Annotated in this window: 16 protein-coding genes, 1 tRNA gene and 1 pseudogene; 11 read left to right on the top strand and 7 right to left on the bottom strand. The window is 46.9% G+C overall.

What is annotated here, in order from left to right; translation table 11 throughout:
- Nucleotides 1–37: 37 nt before the first annotated feature.
- A complete protein-coding gene (gene hemN / locus HMPREF1640_RS10215; protein WP_036894407.1) occupies nucleotides 38–1,429 on the bottom strand; it encodes an oxygen-independent coproporphyrinogen III oxidase in 1,392 nt (463 codons plus the stop codon).
- Between the two features lie 197 nt (nucleotides 1,430–1,626).
- Nucleotides 1,627–3,684, bottom strand: a complete 2,058-nt coding sequence (locus tag HMPREF1640_RS10210; protein ID WP_036894390.1) for a TonB-dependent receptor — start codon at nucleotides 3,682–3,684, stop codon at nucleotides 1,627–1,629.
- Between the two features lie 841 nt (nucleotides 3,685–4,525).
- Here HMPREF1640_RS10210 and HMPREF1640_RS10200 point away from each other — a divergent pair.
- The gene (locus HMPREF1640_RS10200; protein ID WP_052051802.1) at nucleotides 4,526–5,611 is read left to right on the top strand and encodes a BPL-N domain-containing protein; all 1,086 of its coding nucleotides are present in this window, start codon (nucleotides 4,526–4,528) and stop codon (nucleotides 5,609–5,611) included.
- 371 nt (nucleotides 5,612–5,982) lie between these two features.
- Here HMPREF1640_RS10200 and HMPREF1640_RS10190 read toward each other — a convergent pair whose 3' ends face one another.
- A complete protein-coding gene (locus HMPREF1640_RS10190) occupies nucleotides 5,983–7,692 on the bottom strand; it encodes a S41 family peptidase (protein ID WP_052051800.1) in 1,710 nt (569 codons plus the stop codon).
- A 249-nt stretch (nucleotides 7,693–7,941) separates the two neighbouring features.
- Between HMPREF1640_RS10190 and HMPREF1640_RS10185 the strand changes: the two genes are divergently transcribed.
- Nucleotides 7,942–8,015: transfer RNA gene (locus tag HMPREF1640_RS10185), tRNA-Asn, on the top strand.
- Between the two features lie 450 nt (nucleotides 8,016–8,465).
- Here HMPREF1640_RS10185 and nadC read toward each other — a convergent pair.
- From nadC to HMPREF1640_RS10165, 4 genes are all read right to left on the bottom strand, one after another.
- On the bottom strand, nucleotides 8,466–9,338 hold the full coding sequence (nadC, locus tag HMPREF1640_RS10180; protein WP_036894385.1) for a carboxylating nicotinate-nucleotide diphosphorylase: 873 nt from the start codon (nucleotides 9,336–9,338) through the stop codon (nucleotides 8,466–8,468).
- Between the two features lie 65 nt (nucleotides 9,339–9,403).
- On the bottom strand, nucleotides 9,404–10,396 hold the full coding sequence (gene nadA / locus HMPREF1640_RS10175) for a quinolinate synthase NadA (protein WP_036894383.1): 993 nt from the start codon (nucleotides 10,394–10,396) through the stop codon (nucleotides 9,404–9,406).
- A gap of 19 nt (nucleotides 10,397–10,415) precedes the next feature.
- Nucleotides 10,416–12,005, bottom strand: a complete 1,590-nt coding sequence (gene nadB / locus HMPREF1640_RS10170) for an L-aspartate oxidase (protein ID WP_036894382.1) — start codon at nucleotides 12,003–12,005, stop codon at nucleotides 10,416–10,418.
- Nucleotides 12,006–12,115: 110 nt separating this feature from the next.
- Nucleotides 12,116–12,361, bottom strand: a complete 246-nt coding sequence (locus HMPREF1640_RS10165; RefSeq protein ID WP_036894379.1) for a hypothetical protein — start codon at nucleotides 12,359–12,361, stop codon at nucleotides 12,116–12,118.
- Nucleotides 12,362–12,754: 393 nt separating this feature from the next.
- Between HMPREF1640_RS10165 and HMPREF1640_RS13765 the strand changes: the two genes are divergently transcribed.
- From HMPREF1640_RS13765 to HMPREF1640_RS10130, 9 genes and pseudogenes are all read left to right on the top strand, one after another.
- Nucleotides 12,755–13,111 (top strand): hypothetical protein, encoded by a 357-nt coding sequence (locus tag HMPREF1640_RS13765; RefSeq protein ID WP_231565895.1) that lies wholly within the window; start codon nucleotides 12,755–12,757, stop codon nucleotides 13,109–13,111.
- Nucleotides 13,112–13,135: 24 nt separating this feature from the next.
- Nucleotides 13,136–13,360 carry a hypothetical protein gene (locus HMPREF1640_RS13760; RefSeq protein WP_231565894.1) on the top strand — a complete coding sequence of 75 codons (225 nt, stop codon included), beginning with the start codon at nucleotides 13,136–13,138 and terminating at the stop codon, nucleotides 13,358–13,360.
- Between the two features lie 433 nt (nucleotides 13,361–13,793).
- A complete protein-coding gene (locus tag HMPREF1640_RS10155; RefSeq protein WP_036894376.1) occupies nucleotides 13,794–14,345 on the top strand; it encodes an RNA polymerase sigma factor in 552 nt (183 codons plus the stop codon).
- A 10-nt stretch (nucleotides 14,346–14,355) separates the two neighbouring features.
- Nucleotides 14,356–15,288: a FecR family protein gene (locus HMPREF1640_RS10150; RefSeq protein WP_036894373.1), complete on the top strand. Its 933-nt coding sequence runs from the start codon at nucleotides 14,356–14,358 to the stop codon at nucleotides 15,286–15,288.
- Nucleotides 15,289–15,322: 34 nt separating this feature from the next.
- Complete coding sequence (locus tag HMPREF1640_RS10145; protein ID WP_231565893.1) at nucleotides 15,323–18,580, top strand: TonB-dependent receptor; 3,258 nt, start codon at nucleotides 15,323–15,325, stop codon at nucleotides 18,578–18,580.
- A gap of 11 nt (nucleotides 18,581–18,591) precedes the next feature.
- Nucleotides 18,592–20,274, top strand: coding sequence for a RagB/SusD family nutrient uptake outer membrane protein (locus tag HMPREF1640_RS10140; protein ID WP_036894401.1), 1,683 nt, complete (start codon nucleotides 18,592–18,594; stop codon nucleotides 20,272–20,274).
- A gap of 98 nt (nucleotides 20,275–20,372) precedes the next feature.
- Nucleotides 20,373–21,638, top strand: coding sequence for a histidine-type phosphatase (locus tag HMPREF1640_RS10135; RefSeq protein ID WP_052051799.1), 1,266 nt, complete (start codon nucleotides 20,373–20,375; stop codon nucleotides 21,636–21,638).
- A gap of 453 nt (nucleotides 21,639–22,091) precedes the next feature.
- The gene (locus HMPREF1640_RS12630; protein WP_052051798.1) at nucleotides 22,092–22,316 is read left to right on the top strand and encodes a hypothetical protein; all 225 of its coding nucleotides are present in this window, start codon (nucleotides 22,092–22,094) and stop codon (nucleotides 22,314–22,316) included.
- A gap of 42 nt (nucleotides 22,317–22,358) precedes the next feature.
- Nucleotides 22,359–23,133: pseudogene (locus tag HMPREF1640_RS10130) on the top strand (hypothetical protein); the annotation flags it as partial.

Here is a 23,133-nt window from a genome sequence, read left to right as displayed (position 1 = left end):
TTGCCTGCGTGGCGCATGAAATGCCTTGTCGCGCGGTCTATATGGGTTTGGAGAATTTTCGCGTGGTGTTCACCATAAGCGGATCGAGCGCCGCCACCACGTTGCGCACGAATGGAGTGCCCTCTGTTGTCATGGTGAGCGTGTCTTCTGTGCGCATGAACAAGCCGTCGGCTTCCATCTCTCGGAGTTGGTTCTCGTCCCAGTGCAAAGCCTCGCGAAGCTCCTCTCTACTCACGCCCATGCGCTTGGCTATGTCTTTCCAGTCTGCATGATAGTTGCACATGAGACTTTCCACTACCTCGCGCACCATTTGGTCGCGGTGCGTGAGCGCATAGCCTCGTCTCACGTCGAGCCTGCCAGCCTCTATGTTGGCCATGTAGCCGTCTATGTCATGACTGTTCTGCGCGTAGGCCGTGGATAGTTGGCTGATGCCCGTCACCCCCAACGCGTACACTTGTCCGGTGGTGCGCAGGGTGCAATAGCCTTGGAAATTGCGGCGCAAATAGTGGTTGTCCAAAGCCTTGCTCAATTCGTCTTCGGGCAAAACATAATGATCCATGCCAATGCTTCGGTAGCCGGCTTGGCGCATGATGGCCCTCGCGTTGGCGCCCATGCGCTGTTTGGCGCGCTCCTCGGGCAGCCCAATCTTCTCCAACACGAGCTGGCGCTTGTGCACCCAAGGCACGTGTCCATAGCTGAAGGTGACCACCCGGTCTGGGCGCAACTCCACCACGGCCTCTATATTACGGGCAAAACTTTCGGGTGTTTGCAGCGGCAGGCCATAGAGAAAGTCGAGGTTGATGGTGGCCCCAGCGCTCCGCAGCAGGCCAAATATGTCTCGCAGAGGCATCAGCGACGGCTCCCTGTTCACCGCTTTCAGCACATGTTCGTCCAAGTCTTGCACGCCGATGCTGAACCTGTTAAACCCACAGTCCAGCAGTTCGTTCCAGTCTTTAGCTTGGAGATAGCCCGGATGGCACTCTATGGCGATTTCCGGGCGGTCTATGGTGGCGTGTAATGACAGCAGGTGGTCGTTGATCTCTTTGAGGAAACGCGGCGCGATGGCCGTAGGGCTGCCCCCTCCATAGTGTATCTGCGATATTTTTCTGTTCGGGCGTAGGTGTAGCGCCATGAGGTCTATCTCATGATGTATGGCGTTGACGTAGCGTTCCACGGCCTCGGGTTTCTGCATGGGGTACGAGTTGCAACCGCAGTAATGGCACAGTTTTCGGCAGAAAGGCATGTGTATGTACCACGATATATTGTTCTCGTCGCGGTCTGTCTGGGCCACGGCCGCCAAGTACTGGTCTGGCGTGAAATCAGCGAAATAGTTGGCTGGCGGATAGCTTGTGTACCTCGGCGCGGGCACGTTGTACTTGGCTATCAGCCCCTCGTTAGCCTGAGAACTCGTTTGTTGTGTAACGTTCATAATCTCAATGTTCTTGTATAATGTTTCTCTCGCGGCGCGACAACCGCGCTTGGCGTCTTTTCGGGGGGTCTCTTTGTTTTCAGCGCAAAGCGTAAGCATGGTCGATAGCGTATGTCGATACGCTTGTTCGCCAGCTTACGCTCCGCCCTCGAAGAGCCTTCGCTCGGCTCGACATGGGCTATCTATACAAATCTAAGTTAAATATTTACGATAACGCTTGTGCCCCATGACATGGGCTTACCTTGTTGGGCGAAATATTCGTGCGACTTAAAGCAGTACACATTGTATTTGGCGTCCGCGATGTTTTTACCGTATATGTCCCATGTGAAACGCCCCTTGGTTATGGAAATCTTTGCGTTGAGCAACGTGTAGAAGTTTTGGGCCACCGCGTTGTCCTCTTGCCAGAACATCTTTCCAACCCCCGTTACGCCAGCTGTCAGCACGATGCGGTCTATCAGCGATGTGCGCGGGTTCACCACGTAGCTGCCGTTGACGGCCAAGGTGTGCCTTGGAACGAATGGCAGCATTTTGCCAGCGTAGTCCAGTTTGTCGGTCTTTTTGTAGTTAAGGAAGCGCGCGTATGTGTAGCCGTAATCCATTTGCAGCGTCAAGTTGTTAACGGGGCGTGCGGCTATGGTCAACTCAAGGCCTTTGCTGTCGGAGTGCCCGGCGTTGTGCAAGATGTTGCCCACTCCGGGAACAAGCTGCGCCACTTGCTGGTCTCGCCAGTCAATGTAGAAGAGAGTGAGGTCAGTGGTTAGCTTGTCATCCCAAAATCTCAGTTTGGCGCCCATCTCGTAGTTCCAGTTGTACTCGGGGTTGAACGTCCGCTCGCTCTCGTTTCTTATGCTCTGGTTGAAGCCGCCGGCCTTGTATCCGCGCACCACCGAGGCGTAATAGAGGTTGCCTTCCGTGGTGAGGTATTGCAATGAGAACTTTGGCGTGAGCTGCCTGAAATGCAGTTTGGCGTCGAAAGCCGACAGCACTTTGCTTTTATGGGTCATCATGGAGAGCATTTGCTTCTCGTAAGTGTCTTGCGCGTGCTCGTAGTCGAAGCGCAATCCAGCCGTGGCCGACAGCCCGCGCCAGATGTTATAAGATGATTGGTGGTACACGGCCAAGGCGTAAGTGGGTATGCGGTTGTGGGTGGGCGTGCTGAACTTCTTGGCTATATACCCCACCTCCACGTTGTTGCGCAGGTTTTGAGCCATGCCAAAGAGTCCCACGATCCATTGGTAGCGGCTGTCGTCGTTTGATTTCAGGGTAAAGTCTTGGCTTACCATGTTCTGCCAATTCTTGTTTGTCACGTAGTACATGTCGGCTGGCGTGAAGTCTTGGTCCATTCCTTGCTTGTCTTGCACGAATTGGAACGACGTTTGCGAGTTGAAGCTCACGTGGCTGCCTTCGTACCGAGCGTTCAAGCCAGAGGTGGACACCACTCGCCTGTATGTGCAGTCGCGGTTGTAGCTGACGGGCGCGACGAAGTCCTTTTTTATGTCATATTTGCCGTAAGGGTAGCCGTTTTGGTCGCTGTAATCGAGCATGGTGTTCAGCCGAAGCGTCCATGACGCGGCTGGTTTCCACTCCAAGGATAGCCGTCCCATGCCACCGTTGATGGCGTCGGCCATGGCGTTGGTGGTGTGGTTCAGGAAGAAGCCGCTGTTGTGATGGTATCCGCCGGCTATGGCGATGCCGAGGTTGTCGCCCATCTTGTTATAAGAGGAGAACTGTGCCACCACGTCGTTTTTGCTGCCATAGCCCACTTTGATCCTTGAGCCTTGGTAGTCTAACGGCGAGCGGTAGTGCACGGCGATGAGCCCACCGATGGAGTTTCGGCCGTAGAGCGTGCCTTGTGGTCCTCTATAAACCTCAACGTTGGCCACGTCGTTCATGTCTATGTCAAAAGCCGATGTTTCGAAATGGGGCACGCCGTCCACGTAAAAGCCCGTGGTCGCTCCTTTCACCCTCGTGCCGATGCCGCGGATATAGATGGGTGAGTTTTGCTTGGACCCATAGTCTGGCATGAAGAAATTGGGCACCACGGCCGTTAGTTCCTTGACCGATCTCACCTCCAATGTTTTAAGTGTGCGGCTGTTTATGGCCGAAACGGAAGTTGGTGATAGGTTGCGACGGTTGGATTTAAATTCGGTAATGATCACTTCGTCTATGTCTCCGCCTTTGTATGTGGTGGAGTCTGCTGGGTTTTCGGGCGTTGTGATGCCCAAAGAGAGAAACAGGAGCGTGTGGAATAACATTTTGTTTTTGTATTATTTTAGGTTGATATTATGCCATTCTCCATCCGGTTGGGGATTGTCGCGATGGCTTGTTTCATTCCGCTTGCAAAGTTATGCAAAGCCCCAAAAACTCACAACCCTCTTTTGTTAGGATTTTTTAAGACTGTTAGGAGTTATGCGACAAGGCCTTGCGCGCTCGCGAAGAAATGGGAGGCGTCGGCGTGGCGGTCGTCGTTTCTTGCGAGAGAAACATAGATAATAATCTTGACAAACACCCTCGCGTATTTCGTTTATTTTCAAAAAACATTTCCATGGTCATGAATACGCCCCAAAATGGCGTTTCTCGCAAATGGCTCATGGTGAGGCGTTTGTGCGCCGTTGGATGTAAGACGCCATGCCATCATCTCCTGTTGGCGTTGCCATTGATACTTAAACGGGTTGAGATTGATGCCTAATCATCAGACGAATGAGTGTCATTCGCTTGGCGTTTACGTGCTAAACGCGTTACGATAAAATGCTAATGGCGCAATGCGCAAACTTTGATGCGTTTTTTTTTGATAGTGTTTTTCTTTTTAAAAGTATTTTTAGTCTCTAAAACATGCTTTTTAGATGGTCAGGTTTTTATGATTTTATTTTAACGAATTGGTAGGAGCGCGCTTGTTTGTTTCGATATTGATATATGGTCCGCAATGGCTTAGGCAGGCAAACTTTCGATTTGAGCGAATGATATTTGCCCATTTCTTTGGATGCTCGAGTTAAAATGCTGACATTTGCAAATGATAACAACCTTATTTTAAAAATGAAAAACCAAACGTTAACAACGATGATGAAAGGATGGGTGTTGAGCATTGCTTTGCTGGCAATGCCATTGATTGGCAGCTCCGCCGGTTTGTCAGGCCCGATCAGGGTGGGCGTGTTTCGTGGTCATGGAGGGGCCGAAACGTGTATATGGGAAGCTGTCGCGGCTATCAGGCTCGATCCTGAGATGACGGCGCGGACGGTCACCGCGGCCCAAATAGCGGGTGGGGCGCTCGATAGTTTGGACGCCATTATCGTGCCCGGTGGCGGCGGCTCAACGCAATTTCTCAACCTTGGCGCGGAAAACCAAAGGCGCATCAAGGCGTTTGTGGCCGCGGGAAAGGGAGCTGTGGGCATCTGCGCGGGCGCGTACCTGTTTTCCGACACGCCTGGCTATGCGTGCATGCGCGTCAATGGCGCCAAGGCCATCGACATAGAGCACGACAATCGTGGCCACGGTATAGCCAAATTCTCGCTGACCAAGGTGGGGCGAGACCTGTTTCCGGAGTTGGCCGCAAGGACATTGTCTTACGTGATGTATTATGAGGGACCGGTGTTTGTGAAAAATGACACCTCGTCCATTCATTACACCACCTTTGCCATGATGGAGAGTGATGTGCACGAGGAGGAAGACGCCCCGGCCAATATGACCAACGGCAAACCTTTTTTTATAGGCAATGACTACGGCCGAGGACGAGTGTTTTGCAGCATAGCGCATCCCGAGGCTACGCCCGGCATGATGTGGATGATACCACGGATGGTGAGGTGGACCTTGCGCAAACCTGTCAAAACGTACAAGTCGCGGGTGGTGAACGCCGATATATATAATAGGGAATATCTTATGACCAAGGCTGATCTGAAACGTGAGCGGCTATGTTACGAGACGTTTTTATATGGCTCCGCGGGTGAAAAGATAGCGGCTTTGGACTGGTTGCAGGAGCGCCGCTCGTGGGATGCGAAGCGCTGGGTGCAAGGATTGCTCTTTGATGGAGCTCCACAGGTGCGCGCGAGAGCCGCTCGTTTCATCGCCGAGACCGACTACCTGCCTTTCTTGCCCGATATGGAGGCGGCATGTAGCACGGAGAGCGATGCTGCTACCAAAATGGAGATGGAGCGGTGTTTGCGGTCGTTGAGACATTGCCTGCCCTGATGGTGATGGGCTGTCGCTGGCCACTTATGCGCCGGCGCACAATTGGTGAGGGGGTGGGGGCGCGCCAATATCGTAGGCAGACACGTTTTTAAGCAGGCGTTTACTGTTGGACGCATGGCTCGTGTTCGTGTTTTTCCGTTTTGTCTCGCGCTCTCCTTGCCTCTTTCTTGGGTTGTTGCGCCATCGTGAATCGGCGGCTTGGCCATCCAGGCCATGCCCGCGATGCGACATGCTGAATGTGGGAACAAACGGCAAGCGTGACGATGTTTTATCGCAAGCGCCTGCGTGTCTACGTGCGGCGGAAAACCACAAGGCGCGTGCCATCGTGATGGCACGCGCCTTGTGGCAGGGTGGTTGATAGAGGGCTTGCGCTATTTCGCGTTTTGCTTAGGCGCAAGGATGGAGCGATACCTGTCGTGGTCTTTCAGCAACTCAAAAGCTGCTTGTGCTTGAGCGTCATTCCTCAGGGCGTTCTCGATGGCTCCGCGTTGGAAATAATAGGCGCTCACGATGTCGCTGTTGATGATTTGTTTAATTTTCTTTTTGTTGTACTCCAAGTCCTTGGCCAAGTTGGGCTTAAGCTTTTTGCGTAGCGTCTCAAACTCGTCACGTGCGTCATCGTAGTATCCCTCAAACTTGGCCACTTTCACAAGATTGTCTAACGTCTTCTCGCTGATGGCGTCGTACTTGAAATTGTTGGTTATGGCCAACTGCTTGAACCGCTCGTAGTCGGCGTCGCTCAAGTCGAACGTTGCCGCTGGGGCAATGGTGGGGTGCTTGGCAATATAATCGATCTCGAAGGTTTGCAACACTTCGGACGAGTCTCTCACGTTCACTAAATAATACGCTATGTTGGGCAGCGAGTCCGACTTTACTTCCACGTCTGGCTCTATGCCGCCGCTATCTTTCACGGGTCGACCATTTGCCGTATAGAAAGTTTTGGCCAAGGAGTCTGCCTTTTCCTCGGTGGAGCCGCCGTTCTCGTGGCGGTATTTTATTTTTTGGATACACCTTCCGGAGGGAATGTAATATTTGTGGGTGGTGAGTTTCATCTGTCCGTTGTAGGGCAGGTCTATCAATGTTTGCACCAATCCCTTGCCATAGGTCTTGGTGCCCATCACCACGGCTCTATCCAAGTCTTGCAAAGCGCCACTTGTGATTTCTGACGACGAGGCGGAATTTCCGTTCACCAATACTACGATGGGCATGAGGGTGTCTACGGGTTCGACGGTGGTTTTGTAGTCTCTGTTCGCGCTTTTGAGTTTGCCGCGGTTTGAGACCACCAGCATTCCTTTTGGAATAAAACAGTTCACGACGTTTACCGCCTCCATCTCCGATCCGCCGCCATTGCCCCTAAGGTCGAGCACGAGGCCTTTCATGCCACCGCGTTTCATCTCGATGACCGCGTTTCTGACGTTTTTGCCGCAACCCTCGGTGAAACCGTTGAGATTGAGATAGCCCATGCCGTCAGGTCGCAGGCCATAGTAAGGCACTGATGGCAGTTTGATGGAACGTCGTCTAATCTTGAACTTCATGGCCTTGTTGGTGGACGGCCGCATGATTTTCAGCTCGAAAGTGGTGCCGGCGTCTCCTCGCAGGTGGTCGCTGACGTAGCTGTTGTCGCGCGTGGTCATATCCTCGCCGTCGATGGACAGGATGATGTCGCCTTTTTTAAGACCTGCCTCAGCCGCTGGCATATTCTCGTAAGGCTCGTCTATGCACACGCGCCCGAGCTTGTAATTGTAGCGTATCAAGGCGCCGATACCAGCGTATTTGCCTTGAAGCATCATCTTCACCTCTTTGTTTTTCCGCTCTGAATAGTATTCGGTGTAGGGGTCGAGGCTGCGCAGCATGGCATCGATGCCATTGCCTATCACCTCGTCCGCGTCAAGCGTGTCTACATAGATCATGTCCAAATTTTTGTAGATGGTGTTGAACACGTCCAAGTTTTTGGCCACTTTGAAAAGATGGTCGTTGTCTTGCGCGTGCGTAGTCATAACCAAGAGCATGGAGATAGCGATGGCAAGGTGGGTTTTGCGGCTCTGTTTTAGCCATTTGAGGTATGAATTGATATGCTTCATTTTGTTGCTTATTTTTAGATCTGTGATATTGCCTATTTATGGTGAAACATGGGCTTTCTCGGTCGATGCTAAACACTCTGATGGCTAAAGGCTTTGACAGAAGTGTTGCTTTCGGCTATTGTACACAGTGCAAAGGTATGTAAATATTGACGGTTCGCAAATTTTTTTCGGGTTATTTAAAATTTTTTCTTGAAAAAATTTGGAGATTTCGGCTAAACTGCTTACCTTTGCACACGCTATTTAAGAATTGCTTCAGTAGCTCAGTTGGTTAGAGCACCTGACTGTTAATCAGGGGGTCGTTGGTTCAAGCCCATCCTGGAGCGCAATAAGAGACAACTTTTTAGTTGTCTCTTTTTTGTTTCCATACGATTTGTTTTCAGCGACTTACGCAGTTTATAGTACATTATAGTACATATCCTATCCCAAATTACAGAGAATTTAAAAATGTGTAATTTGAGACGAAATTCAGCTAATTTTATGTCCTTCTTAGAAAAAAAATCTCGACAAATATAAACCCGTGCCATAGGACGTAGCCAAGAAACGCGCGTTGGACGTAGCCGCAATGAGGCGTATATCCGCCTCCTTTATGATGGCAAGAATGTAAGAGGCTGACACAACAGGCGTGACATGGCACTCGATTGCTTTAAGCGATGTGGCCACGTCGCGCCTGATATCATTATATATTGCGTAGAGTATGAGTAGCTTTTAGTAGCCGTTCGATACGGAAGTAACCTACACTTTTCGAAACATGAGGGTATGCGGTGACACCAAAGTCATACGTTCAACTTGTCGCTCCCAGCTGCTTTCAGGCTCATGTCAAGACCTTTTACGCTGTGGGTGAGCGCGCCGAATGAGATGAAATCCACCCCAGCCTTGGCATAGGGTATCATCGTCTCGAAGGTGATGCCGCCGCTTGCCTCCGTCTCGCAACGCCCGGCAACCATCTCCACGGCCTCTCGCGTCTGGCCTGGCGTGAAGTTGTCAAACATGACACGGTCGCACCCTTCGGCCAAGGCCTCTTCCAACTCTTTGAAATTGCGCACCTCACACTCTATCTTAAGCATTTTGTGATGCTCCTCGCAATATTTCTTGGCGCGAGAAATGGCATTGCGAACACCACCGCAAAAGTCGATATGATTGTCTTTAAGAAGGATCATGTCGAACAGGCCGATGCGGTGATTCGTGCCTCCGCCAATCTTTACGGCCTCTTTTTCGAGCATGCGCATGCCCGGAGTGGTCTTTCGGGTGTCCAAGACACGAGTCTTTGTGCCAGCGTCTCTCAATGCCTGTTGATACTTGTGCGTCATCGTGGCAATGCCGCTCATGCGCTGCAGAATGTTGAGCGCAAGTCGCTCTGTCTGCAATAAGCTACGCTCTCGCCCTTTGACGGAGAACGCAATGTCTCCCGGTTTGACAAGTGTGCCATCTTGAATAAAAACTTTGACTTCCATGTCGGGGTCAAAACGGTGAAATACTTCCTTGGCTATTTCAACGCCAGCGAATATCCCCGCCTCTTTGATAAGTAGCTTGCATTCGCCCATGGCATCCTCGGGGATGCAGCAAAGGGTGGTGTGGTCGCCGTCGCCAATATCCTCGCTAAAAGCGAGGTCTAATAGTTTGTCGTTCAGTTCTTTTACGGAAAGCATATATTTTCGGTTTTGAGAATAAATGATAATGTGGAATTACAAATGTGCGCAAGTCTAAAAAAAACTTAGAGTCCTAATCGTTTAGATATTTCTAACATGCGATTGATGGGGCGAATGGCCTTTTCCGCCACCTCGGCAGGCACTTCTATCGTGGGCCATTCATATTTCAAGCAGTTGTATAGCTTGCGCATATTAATGAGTTTCATAAAGTTGCACTCGTTGCAAGCGCACGTGCTATCATCAGGCGGAGCGGGTATAAACGTTTTGTGTGGAGCCGATTTTTGCATTTCATGAAGTATACCGCTCTCAGTGGCAACGATAAACTCTTGCGCCTCGTCAGCTATGCTGTATTTCAAAAGGGCCGCCGTGCTACCCACTTTGTCGGCCATTTTTACCACTGGGCCTTTGCACTCTGGGTGCGCCAAAATCTTGGCACCGGGGTGTTCGGCCTTGAGCTTAAGTATCCTTTCCACCGAAAATTTCTCGTGTACGTGGCACGCGCCATTCCAAAGCAGCATGTTTCGCCCGGTCAGGCTATTGATATAGCCACCCAAATTCTCGTCGGGGCCGAAGATTATCGGCGTGTCTTCCGGGAAAGATTCCACGATTTGGCGTGCGTTGCTGCTTGTCACAACCACGTCGGTGACGGCTTTGGTGGCCGCGGTGGTGTTGACATAGCTGATAACAGTGTGCTCGGGATGAGCCTCGATAAACTGCTTAAACTCGTCGGCCGGACAGCTCTCGGCCAGCGAGCACGAGGCGTTGAGGTCTGGCACGAGCACCGTTTTGTCAGGGCAGAGTATTTTGTTGGTCTCTCCCATGAAATGAACGCCGCACATAACAATGATGCTCGCGTCGGTGGTGGCGGCTTTTTGTGCCAATGCCAAACTGTCGCCCACGAAATCGGCGATGTCTTGCACGTCATTCTCCGTATAGTAGTGCGCCATGATGATGGCGTTTTTCTCCTTGCACATACGGCGTATCTCCGCCTTGACATCTGCACCCTCAGGAATAGGCTCGTCCACGAAGCCCTTTTCTTTCCATTCTTGTTTAATCATAATGTTTTTGTAATAAAACTTACTTTTGGTCGTAAGCGTGTTTGGGATAGTCCATGGAGTAATGCAAGCCCCTGCTCTCTTTGCGCTCAATGGCTTGACGGGTGATGAGGTATCCGACGTTGATCATGTTGCGCAATTCGCATATATCGCTCGTGGGCTTTACCCGTTTGAACAGTTCCTCGGTCTCTTCGTACAGCAGATCGAGTCGTTTCCATGCCCGGCGTAAACGAAGGTCGCTGCGCACTATGCCCACATAGTTGGACATGATCTGCCCCACCTCTTGTTTGTCTTGGGCAATGAGCACCTTCTCCTCGTTGCTCATGGTACCCTCGTCATCCCATTCAGGCACCTTGTCATTAAAGCTGTAGCCATCTATAACACGCACGGCGTGCTCAGCTGCCGATTTGGCATAGACCACGGCCTCTATCAGAGAGTTGCTTGCCAAACGATTGCCGCCGTGCAAACCAGTGCACGAACATTCGCCCACGGCATAGAGCCTATGTATCGAGCTCTCGCCATTGAGATCCACTTTGATACCTCCGCACATATAGTGTGCGCTCGGGCAAACGGGTATATAGCTTTTGGTGATGTCTATACCAATGGATAGGCATTTGTCATATATGTGCGGAAAATGTTTTCTTGTCTCATCCGCGTTCTTATGCGTCACGTCCAAACACACGTGGTTTAGGCCGTGTAGTTTCATCTCTCGGTCTATGGCGCGCGCCACAATGTCGCGTGGCGCCAATGACAATCGTTTGTCATATTTCTGCATAAACTCCTCTCCATTGGGCAAGCGGAGCACGGCGCCATATCCGCGCATGGCCTCGGTGATGAGAAAGGCGGGATGGGTCTCGGCGGGATTATAAAGCACCGTTGGATGAAACTGCACAAACTCCATGTCTTTTACCGTGCCCTTGGCCCTATAAACCATGGCTATGCCGTCACCGGTGGCAATGTTCGGGTTTGACGTGGTGGCGTAGACGGCTCCCGTTCCACCCGTGGCCATCAAGGTGACGCGGCTCAAAAAGGTGTCTATCTTGTGTGTGTCTGGATCTAATATGTAAGCGCCATAGCACTCTATGTCGGGTGTCTTGCGTGTCACCTCGATACCAAGGTGATGCTGGGTAATAATCTCAACGGCGTAATGGTTTTCTAAAACGGTGATATTTTTGCAGGCCCTCACGGCCGCCATCAGTCCGCGTTGTATCTCAAACCCCGTGTCATCTTCGTGGTGCAAAATCCTAAACTCGCTGTGTCCGCCCTCGCGATGCAGGTCATAGCGGCCTTCAGGCGTCTTGTCGAAATTAACGCCCCACTTCACCAAGTCGTCAATGGCGTCAGGAGCGTGACGCACCACGTGCTCAACGGCTTTGCGATCGGAAATGTAATCGCCAGCTGTCATGGTGTCTTCGATGTGCTTTTCAAAGTTGTCCATTTTAAGGTTTGTCACTGAGGCGATGCCTCCTTGAGCCTTGGATGTGTTGGATTCGTCGAGTGAGGTCTTGCATACCAAGGCCACCTTACCCTTGCCACTGTTAGCGACTTTGAGCGCAAAGGTCATGCCCGCGACTCCAGAGCCAATGACAAGAAAATCAAATTTTCGTATCATAATATCCTAAAAATTGGTCATCTTCATCTCAATGCAAAAATAATAAAAAATTCTTAGAGTATTAATGTAGTAATCAATTAATGCTTAAAAAGCGTTAAGACAGTCGGATTTTAACATCTTGCAGCATTTACGCAAGGTGTATCAGCTAATTCCCGATATACTTCTATCCTGTCATTGGGCTTGTCAAGGTTAACAGTGCTTTTGATTTTGAAAGACGTCGCCATGTCTTTTTGGGGTGCGTACGTTGTTGTTGGCATGAAGCTAAGCTTCCCATTATGTGTGAAACCAATAACAATGTTCCATGTTTCGTCTGCGCGTTTGTTTCCTTTTTTATAATAAGTTTTTAATGTTGCCATGTTTTTCAGTCAATATTCAGTCAAAATTTATAATTCACTTGTGTGTTTTAAAACCTACTTGTACTGTTCATAATAGTAAGGTTAGGAGGAAATAAACTTATAAATTTTTGTATTTCGTGCGTTATTTTATATAAAAAAGAGGCGGAAATCCTTTATTATTAAGAATTTCCGTCTCTTGTGTGTTAGCATGGATTTCTAACTGCGAATGCCATGATTTTCATCGTGGACCAGATAGGGCTTGAACCTATGACCTCCAGATTATGAGTCTGTTGAAATATGGTTTTATAAGATTTTGCAAGACCTATAGCTCATTTTGCAGGCTGAGACATAGCTTTCTTTCCGATATACACTAACTTTATGGGCAGTTAAGGCGTCTCAAAAATCAAAATTAGTATGTTCAAAGTGAGATGTTTTGTGTTCGGTGGTACGCACACTAAGGGGAATGACGTTCGTAAAGGTGTACGACTGTATAAATGTCATGATTGCGGCTATCTGTTCCGCTCCGGTTTCCATGTGAGCGATGTTGAATTGTGGACTGTCTTTCAACAACAGAAGCAGACGGTCAAGAAACTGTCGGTGCGCTTCAAGATGATCGTCGCGACGGTCAAGCGCAGGTTGCATGGCATCAAGCGTGAGTGGGTGCAACCACCACTAAACGGAAGCGGGCTTGTCCATTTGGACGTAACGTATTGGTGGCGCAACTTCGGGTTGCTGCTCGCATTGGACACGGAGAGTGGAAAGCCTCTATAGCTGTCCTTTGTAAAGAGCGAGACGGTGAAGGACTATGAAGATGTGGTCGTCAGTATTAAAGAGAAGTGGAGGGGTATGATAGCGCACCGCAGTCCGCACAAGGACTGCAGGTTGCATTATACGCACCGTCGGTTGAGGGGCAGCCATGAGCAGCCTTGGCTTCCACTTGCCTTGTCTCTTTACCTGCCAGCGGGAGGACTTCCGGGGGATGCCCAATACCAACAACAAGATGGAGGGAACATTCACTGACCTGAAGAAAAAATTGAACAATCATAATGGACTTGCACAAGAGGATCGCACAAGGTTCATCAATGGGTTTTTCATGGCATTGACAGAAACTCAAAGTATGAAAAAGCAGGAATCACACCCATAGTGGCTCCTGCTCATACTTGTCGTTTTATATAATTCCATTCCTCATGGAGTTGTTCCCAAGCAGAGCCCCACTAAGCTTCAGGTTGTATGGTAAAGGTATATAACTTGAGTATTCTGAATAAAGCCGGCCTGCAATTTGAGCTATTGGACACCTAACATAAAAAAGCCTGCAAAATGAGCCATACACCTTCAAAAAACAACAAGAAAATATGTTAAAAAGATCAAACGTCCTGATTGGGCATAATTTGTTTACGTCTATATATATACCTAAATCATAAGAACCATGCAGGTATGAAACTAATTATAAGCCATGCAGGACATTGAGGAAACTGATATTTATCACATATCACAAGGTAATGAAATTGCCTTCAGTCATTTTATTGACTATTATTCTTCCCGACTTTATTATCATGTATATGGTATGGTAAGGCGGAAGGAAGTGGCCGAAGAAATTGTGAGTGACGTTTTCGTGATAGTTTGGAACAAGCGCAAGACATTACATAAAATCAAGAATATGACCAGTTGGTTAAACACATTGGCTTACCATAAATCATTAGATTATCTGAGAGCGAAATCACATATCCACCGCGAGATGCTACTGATCGACAATGATGATTTCAAGTTTCAGTTTCCAATCATTCAATCGCCTATTGACAACATTATTTCGCAGGAGGAATGCAATGAATTGCAAAGAGCTATTGATATGCTTCCATCAAAATGCAGGCATGTTCTTTTTTTGGCAAAAATAGAGGAAATGTCATATGCAGATATTGCGCGTATGTTGAATATCAGTGTATCCACAGTTAACTATCACATAGTGTTCGCATTGAATGCGTTGAACAAGAAACTCAAACGAGCATAAAGACATATCAATGATTATAGAAATGAACAATGAAAATTTTTTCAACCCCTTGTCTGATACTAACGAAGAGGATATCAAACTGAAAAGCTATCTTCTGAAGTGTCTACCCAAAGACGTTGACACGGATAAAATTAAACTTTCTACTTTTCATAAGATAAAAAAGAATAGGCAGGTGTCGCGTATGCACAAGGCTTTTATCGCTTTTTTAGCGGTTGCTGCGTGTGCTTGTTTTTTCATCTTTTTGCCTCGTGAACAAACTGTTGCCATAGAAGTTGTCAAGACGAGGGCTGTAGCAAAACAAGTGCCTGTATACCATGTTGTAATGGTGCCTACGGCCCAAATAAAGAAAGTAATGTTGCCAGATGGTACACAAGTAATGCTAAACTCTCGCTCGAAGCTGCGATATCCTGAAAAGTTTGATAGTAGGACACGCGAAGTTTATCTTCAGGGAGAAGCTTATCTTGAAGTGGCTCATAACAAAGAAAAACCGTTCATTGTCCACGCAAATGATTTCAACATTCAAGTTTTAGGTACGAAGTTCAACGTAAATAGTTACAATAGGGAGTCGGCTTTTGTCGCTTTGGTCGATGGATCAGTTCAGGTGACTACTGATAAGAATCTGAATAAGGTCATGATGAAGCCCAACAACCTTTTGCGTTTAAGAGATGGAAATATAGATGAGCTGGTTCATACACAGGCCACAGACTATATTTCGTGGTTGGACAAGAAACTGAAGTTGAATGGCGATAAGATAGATCGTATCATGACCAACTTGGCCAATTATTATGATTTGGAGATAGTATATAAGAAGCCAATACCCCAAATCGGACTTTACGGAAAGCTTGAACTTAAGGCAGAACCCCAAAAAGTTTTAGAAGCGGTCAGTCAGCTTTCCGGACTATCCATAACAATGGAAAACAAAAAAATCTATATAACCTATTAATTTTTTTTATTTTTTTATGAACAAAAGAAACATAATGAAACAAATTGGTCACCGACTGCTATCTCTATGTATAGTAGGGTTACTTTGCGTCCCTGTTAATATTTATGCTCTTGGGCATATTAAGTTGTCCGAGTCGAAAGGTGTATATACTTTACAGGCCAAAAAAATGTCTATGAGGCAGGTATTTAATTATGTTGAAACTAACAGCAAATATATTTTTGCCTACGACAAAAACGTGAACAACCGTCTTGAGGAAACCATCTCTATCAGTGTAAAAGGAAAAAACACGCCTCAGATAGTTCGTGAGCTTTGTCAGAAGATGGGATTAAATTATCGCATATCCGGCCATCAGATCATCCTATCCAATCGCACGGCAAAGACACAACTGGGCAATCCGAGCAAGCCTGTGAAGAAGGTGACTGGTGTTATCACCGATGCTACCGGAGAACCTCTGGCAGGTGCGACAATTGTGATGAAGGGTGACAATACGAAAGGAACTGTCTCTGCAATTGACGGCTCTTTTTCCTTGGAAGTGCCTGAGGGCGCGGAAATCATAGTTTCGTATATAGGATTTGATAGCCAAGTATTACAGGTAGACAGACGAACGAATTTCAGTATAACATTGAATGAAGATAGCAATATGCTGAACGAACTTGTAGTCATAGGCTATGGACAGGTAAAGAAAAAAGATCTTACTGGCTCAGTGACTGCAATCAACCGTGACGACATCAATAAGGGAGTTCAAAGCACGGCACAAGAGGCTTTGCTTGGTAAAATGGCCGGTGTGAATGTTGTTTCTGCTTCAGGTGCTCCGGGATCAGCCTCAACTATCCGAATCCGTAGCGGAGCATCGCTTTCCGCAAGTAATGATCCATTGATCGTTATCGATGGCGTGCCTGTAGACAATTCATCCATTGAGGGCGATGGTAATATTTTAGGAGGCATTAACCCTAACGACATTGAAACATTTACAGTGTTGAAGGATGCTTCCGCAACAGCAATCTACGGTTCTCGTGCTTCCAATGGCGTGATCGTTATAACCACTAAAAAAGGGACTGACAGTGGTGTAAAGCTCAACTATAATGGCAACGTTTCTGTTGGGACTATAGCCAAACGCCTTGACCCACTAACTGCAGACGAGTTTCGGGCTTATGTTCCAACAGTGACAGGCGTTCCTTCCAATGTTGTGTTTGGAAAAGAGAACACTGATTGGCAGGATGAAATATACCGCACGGCAATTGGCACTGAGCACAACGTATCCGCTTCGGGCAATCTTATGAAATCGGCGCCCTATCGCGTGTCATTGGGCTATACCAACCAGCAGGGTATTATCAAAACCAACAGCTACAATCGTTACACATTCGACGGAAGCATTTCGCCTACATTCTTTGACAAGCATCTTAGTGTTAATGTGAATTTGAAAGCATCAGCAGAGAATGACCGTAAAGTAGATCACAGTGTAGTTAATAACGCCCTTCGTTATGATCCCACACGTCCGGTAAAAACGGGTAGCGGTACTGCATCTACAGACCCGGGACTGGGATATTATATCTGGATGAACGGAACTTCACCAATGGCCATCCAAACAGATAACCCCGTGGCTCAGTTGGAGTTACAGAAGATTTGTAACAAGGTTGATCGCACAATAGGAAATGCCATCGTGTCTTATCAGGTACATGGATTAGAAGACCTACGGCTCAATCTTAATTTAGGTTTCGATTTGTTGCGTAGCAAATACACCAAAAAAATTCCTGATTTAGCAGGAACCATGTACACATCTAATATGAAAGACGGAACTGGGTTAAATTATAACGGTATTCAGAAAAAGAGGAACACGCTGATCGATCTATATGCCAACTATCAGCACCAGTTTGCCAGCAAACACAACTTTAATGCTATGGCCGGTTACGGTTGGCAGCACTTCTGGAGAAAATATAATGACACTACGTTGTCTCCAAAGGGAAAAGAATTGTTTTCTCCTACGCATTTTGAGTCAGAGTATTATTTGTTGTCACTCTACGGTCGATTGAATTACACATATGATGACAAATATATGGTGACAGCAACACTTCGTGCTGACGCATCTTCCCGTTTCGCCAAGGATAATCGCTGGGGCTACTTCCCATCAGTGGCACTTGCCTGGCGCCTAACAGAAGAAAAGTTCCTGAAAGACAATCGTATCTTGAGCAATTTGAAACTTCGTTTGAGCTATGGCTTGACAGGACAGCAAGATATTTTGAACGACTATCCTTATATGACTACCTTCACCGTGTCTTATCCTGAGTCAAGTTATTTGTTTGGAGACAAATGGCATAAAACCCTTCGTCCGAATGCCTACGACAATGATATCAAATGGGAGACAACCTCCACATGGAACTTTGGGCTTGACTATGGGTTTGGGGGCAACCGCATTTATGGCACATTGGATTTCTATACGCGTAGGACGAGAGACCTGTTGAATACCATTAACGTAATTTCCGGTACCAACTTCTCCTCTGTCCTGACAACAAATATTGGTGAGATGGAGAATAAGGGCGTTGAATTCTCGATCAATGCACAACCCATCCGGACTAAGGACTTCGCTTGGGACATGGGATTTAATTACACTTGGAACACGTCCAAGATTACCAAGTTGAATACCATTGACTCTGAATCGAATTTTGTTCAGACGGGTGCAATTTCTGGAACAGGCAAGTATGTTCAGGTATTTATGGTAAATAAGCGTCCGTACACTTTTTATCTTGCCAAGCAGGCATACGATAAAAACGGAAAGCCCCTTGCCGGAAAATATATTCAGGAAGACGGCTCTGTTTCGACGAAAGAGACACGCCGTGCGACGAATAAGAGTGCGCTCCCTAAGGCATATATAGGATTTAATACCCACTTCGTTTATAAAAACTGGTATTTGGGTATGAATGCACATGGGGCATTTGGTGCGTATGTTTATAATTATATCAAAGCGGATCAGTATTTGCAATCAGTTTATAGTGACCAAGGGAATTTCTCCAATATCTTGCCATCAACTCGTGATTTAGGCTTCGATACACAACAGCTTTATACTGACTATTTCTTGGAGAGTGCGGACTTCCTGCGTATGGATAACATCACATTAGGCTATACATTCAAGAATCTTTGGAACGCCAAGAGCGACTTACGCTTGGCATTTGCTGTTCAGAATGTATTTACGATCACCGGTTACAGCGGCATATCGCCGGAGTTGTCCACTGGTATAGACCGTGATGTATATCCCAGTCCTCGCACATTCTCTATTTCTGCCAACTTAAACTTTTAAAAACCAGAATGATGAAAAAAACTTATAACATATTGTTCATAGGAATATTATTTGCCTTGAGTTCTTGCTTCAACGATCTCAACACAATGCCATTGGATAATAATCAACTTGTGAGCGAACAAGTCTATAGCACGTCAGACGGTTATACCGGTATGCTTGCAAAATGTTACAGCTCTCTGATCTTGACGGGTCAGAAAGGTGGTGATGGAGGCGACGGAGACCTTCAGGGAGCCAATGAAGGCTATTCTGGATATGTGCGTTTGTTGTTTTATCTTGAAGAATTAAACACAGATAATTTCCTGATGCCATCATCTTCAAACGGATTGCGCAAGTGCCTGAATATGCAGTGGGACGCATCCAATGCCTCTGTCATTACATGGACTTATCAGCGCTTGTATATGACCATCGCCTATTGTAATGAAATCCTGCGCGAATGTACTGAAGACAAACTTAAAGGACGTGGCTTATGGGATAAAATGGGAAGTGAATGTGCCACTTATCGCGCTGAGGCGAGATTCTTGAGAGCATACTGCTATTCGATGCTGTGTGATTTCTTTGGTAATGTTTCATATATTGATGAACATACTGGTGTAAAGGAAATTCCGACACAGTGGTCAAGAAAGGATATTTTCAAATATGCAGAAAGCGAACTCAAGGCTATTGATGCAGATCTTAAAGCACCTCACACCAATGTTTATGGGCGAGTTGATAGAGTGGCTGCCTGGTTCCTATTGTCAAGAATGTATTTGAATGCAGAAACTTGGATCGGCGAGAATCGCTACACAGATGCTTTGACCTATGCAAAGAAGGTTATCAACGAGGGAGGATACCCATTGGCGTCAGACTATCGTGAAATCTTCTTGGCTGATAATGATCAATGCTCGGAAATCATTTGGCCGCTTGTTCAAGACGGCCAGAAAGCACAAAGCTCCGCGGGAACTAATTTCTATGTGAAAGCCTTTGTTAATGGTCCGATGAACGAACTATATCGGACTGGTGTAGGCGGACGCGGATGGGGTAATGTTCGTGCAAAAACAACACTCGTAGATGCGTTCGATGCAGACGATGTGAAATTTGATACAAAAGATACCTGGGGCAATCGGAAAAAAGATAAACGCGCGCAGTTCATGACGGCACTGCCCAATCAGAAGAAGGAAACCTGCGACGATAAAGGGCAAATGACCAGCACCTTTACTTGTGGATATGGTTATATCAAATGGCGCAATGTGACCAAGGACAACCGTGTTCCAGCACAGGGCGACGCTTATGTCTCTATAGATTTTCCTATGTTCAGAACAGGCGAAGCCTATCTTATTGCTGCCGAGGCTATTTTGCGTGGAGCTGCTGGCGGAACAAAAACAGAAGCCTTGGGATACGTAAATGAAATCCGCAATCGGGCATATATGAGCGGAAAATATGCAAAATCCGGTATACGCTCTGACGTTTCCGGTACAATCACTGAGCAGGAATTATCCCTTGATTTTATTTTGTCTGAACGTCAGCGGGAATTAGCTTCGGAATTGGTACGCAGAACCGATTTGATTCGCTTTGGTAAGTTTACCAAAGGAAATAACTGGGATTGGAAAAATGGTGTGTTTGAGGGCGCGGACGTTGATGACAAATATAACATTTTCCCCATTCCTGAAACAGAGAGGACCAATAATCCGAAATTAGTCCAAAATACTGGCTATTAAGAGAAATATTGTTTGTTTACGAAATAAAAAGTTTGGTTTTGTGGGGTTGTTTTGCTAATGCAAAATTATACCCCACCTTAAAATATGTTTGAAGAAAAATGATGAAAAAGGCTTTAACCTTTAGTATTTGTCTCTGGTTCTCTTTTAATGGCATGGCGCAGACTTCCTTGGAAGAAATTGCCGCATGCTTTGACAAGGCGGGAGGAGTGTATTATGCTTACCCCACACCGCAAGAGAAGTCAGAAATCTCTGTTCCCAAAGGATATAAACCTTTTTACGTGAGCCATTTTGGGAGACATGGCTCACGATATCTAATTGGCGACCGTGACTATAAATGGGTGCTCGATTTGTTGAAAGAGGCAAAAGCCCAACATTCCTTAACAACCCAAGGCGAAGAAACGCTGTCGAAGTTGGAAAAGATTTGGCCTATGGTTGAGGATCGCGGAGGAGACCTTTCACCTGTTGGAGAACGACAACAGAAAGAAATTGCCACTCGTTTGTATAACGCCTATCCTGAAATTTTTCAGGGTCGGAAAAAGATATCGGCAAGAACAACGATGTCGCATCGTTGCGCTATGAGCATGGTTTGTTTTGGCGATCAGTTAAAGAGCTTTAATCCCAAATTGCAGATCAGATACGAGACAAGTGAAAAGTATGTCAGGTATCTTAATTTTCATTCGGATATATCCAATGAGTTTACCGATGAAAAGACAGGTCCATGGTGCATAGAGTATGAAAAGTTTCGTGACAATCATACCCGCCCCGACAGACTTATGAAGCTGTTGTTTTCAAAGGAAGAATTTGTTACGAAGAGAGTCAATCCGGACAAATTGATATGGGGACTCTATTGGATTGCCGTTAATATGCAAGACATTGAAACGGACATTCGCTTTTACGATTTGTTTACAGCGCATGAGATCTTCGACTTATGGCAATGTGTCAATTATCATTTCTACATACGCAATGCCAATCATGCGGAAAGCAGGGCGTTGGTTAAAAACAACGCAAGGCCATTGGTCAGGAATATCATTGAAAGTGCGGAGGATGCGATCAGGAACAGCGACGTTGCCGCAACAATCCGTTTCGGTCACGACGGAAACCTGATGCCGTTGTTAGCTTTGCTGCAGGTTGAAAACTTCGGGATAGCTGTCAGTGACCCTTATGAAGTATATAAGGTGTGGACAGATTTCAAAGTCTCTCCAATGGGTGCGAATCTCCAGTTGCTATTCTTTAAAAACAAGTACAATGACATTATAGTCCGCTTCCGGCATAATGAAAAGGATGTACATATTCCGGTAAAAACAGATAACTTCCCTTTCTATTCATGGAGACACGTCAAAGAATATATGGAAAGCCTGCTGTGACATGTTAGAGGAAAGATAATTATCGCAGTCCGGTAAAACTCAAAAGGACATAATAATCTTGCTCGAAGTCCCTTATAAATGGACCTCGAGACTCAATAGAAAATATAAGAGAAACCCATTGGCGGAATTAAATCGGTGCGTACTTGATTCTGCCTATAGGCCAGGGGGCGGGATAAACGCGCCATGTGTTTTGTTTTTGAAGTAAGGGTACAAGTCCTTTATCCCTGTCCTCTACAGTCTGCGAAATACATTAACATTTGCTTGAAATGCTTGTAAATAAATGGAGCTTCGCATATTTCTTCACTCGGATGTTTTGAAAAGGCTATCTTTGCGCTTACATAGGGTTTGCTAAATAAATAGAAGCCGCTGACATTCAATAATATACACCTTGTATTATTTGTGTAATTCACCAAGAATGACTACCTTTGGTTGTTAAAAAATTAACGACGTAAAATGAAATACTACTCTCAATATCGTAGTCACGACTTGTTTGAACTCCAAGAGTCCCTCTCAGGATTGAGCAAGTTGAACCGCTGGGTCAAACTTGCAGACAACCTTCCATGGGCAAGGATTGAGAAGGAATATAACAAGCATATGAAGAACAGTCATTGCGGCGCAAGCAACAAGCCGGCCCGCATGGTGGTAGGTGCCTTGATAGTGAAGCATGTGGAGAATTAGAGTGACGAGAAGACCATTCAGGCCATTCAGGAGAACCTTTACATGCAATATCTGCTCGGTCTTGACAAGTTCATGGAAAAGCCGGTTTTCGTTCCCGAGTTGTTCGTCTTCGTCCGCAAGCGTCTTGACCATGATTTCTTCAACATGCTTACCTTGATGCTTGCGGAGGTGGATGGAAGCAAGCCGAAGAGGGAATGCACGGACGAGGACGGCAATGACCATGGCGGTACGATGAGAGTTGACGCCACCCGCTGCGATGCCGAGGTTCGCTATCCGACCGACTCAAACTTTTTGGAGGACGGCAGTAGACTGACAGACCGCCTTCTTGACAAATTCAGTACCCGCCACAATATAAAGAAGCCGCAGATCCACCGTGCGGAAGCCCGCCAGGCTTTCATCGGACTGATTAAGAAGAAACACAAGGGGAAGAAACAGATTGACAAAACAAAACTAATCCAGATACGATGCCTGCAGGCAGACTTTCAGCTGTTTCTTGATTTCCTGGGCAAACAGTCAAGCACACTTCTTGCTTGCTTCAGCCGCCATGACTACAAATGTCTTCAGGCTGCATTCAAGATGTACGAACAGCAGAAAATGATGTTCGAGCAGAATGTCCGCAAATGTGCCGACCGCATCATCAGTATCTACCAACCTCACCTCCGTCCCATCGTCAGGGGCAAGGCAAAGGCCAAGGTCGGGTTTGGAGCAAAGGTTGGCGCCAGCATCGTCAACGGCTACACTTATCCCAAATCGGTCATTAGGATTTCTCTGTGTCGTACGGCAAAGAGAAATGCTTTAATTTTTTCTATTGGTGTCC

It is taken from the genome of Prevotella sp. S7-1-8, assembly GCF_000758925.1.
Taxonomy (GTDB): domain Bacteria; phylum Bacteroidota; class Bacteroidia; order Bacteroidales; family Bacteroidaceae; genus Prevotella.
This window is presented reverse-complemented; position numbering and strand designations above follow the sequence as displayed.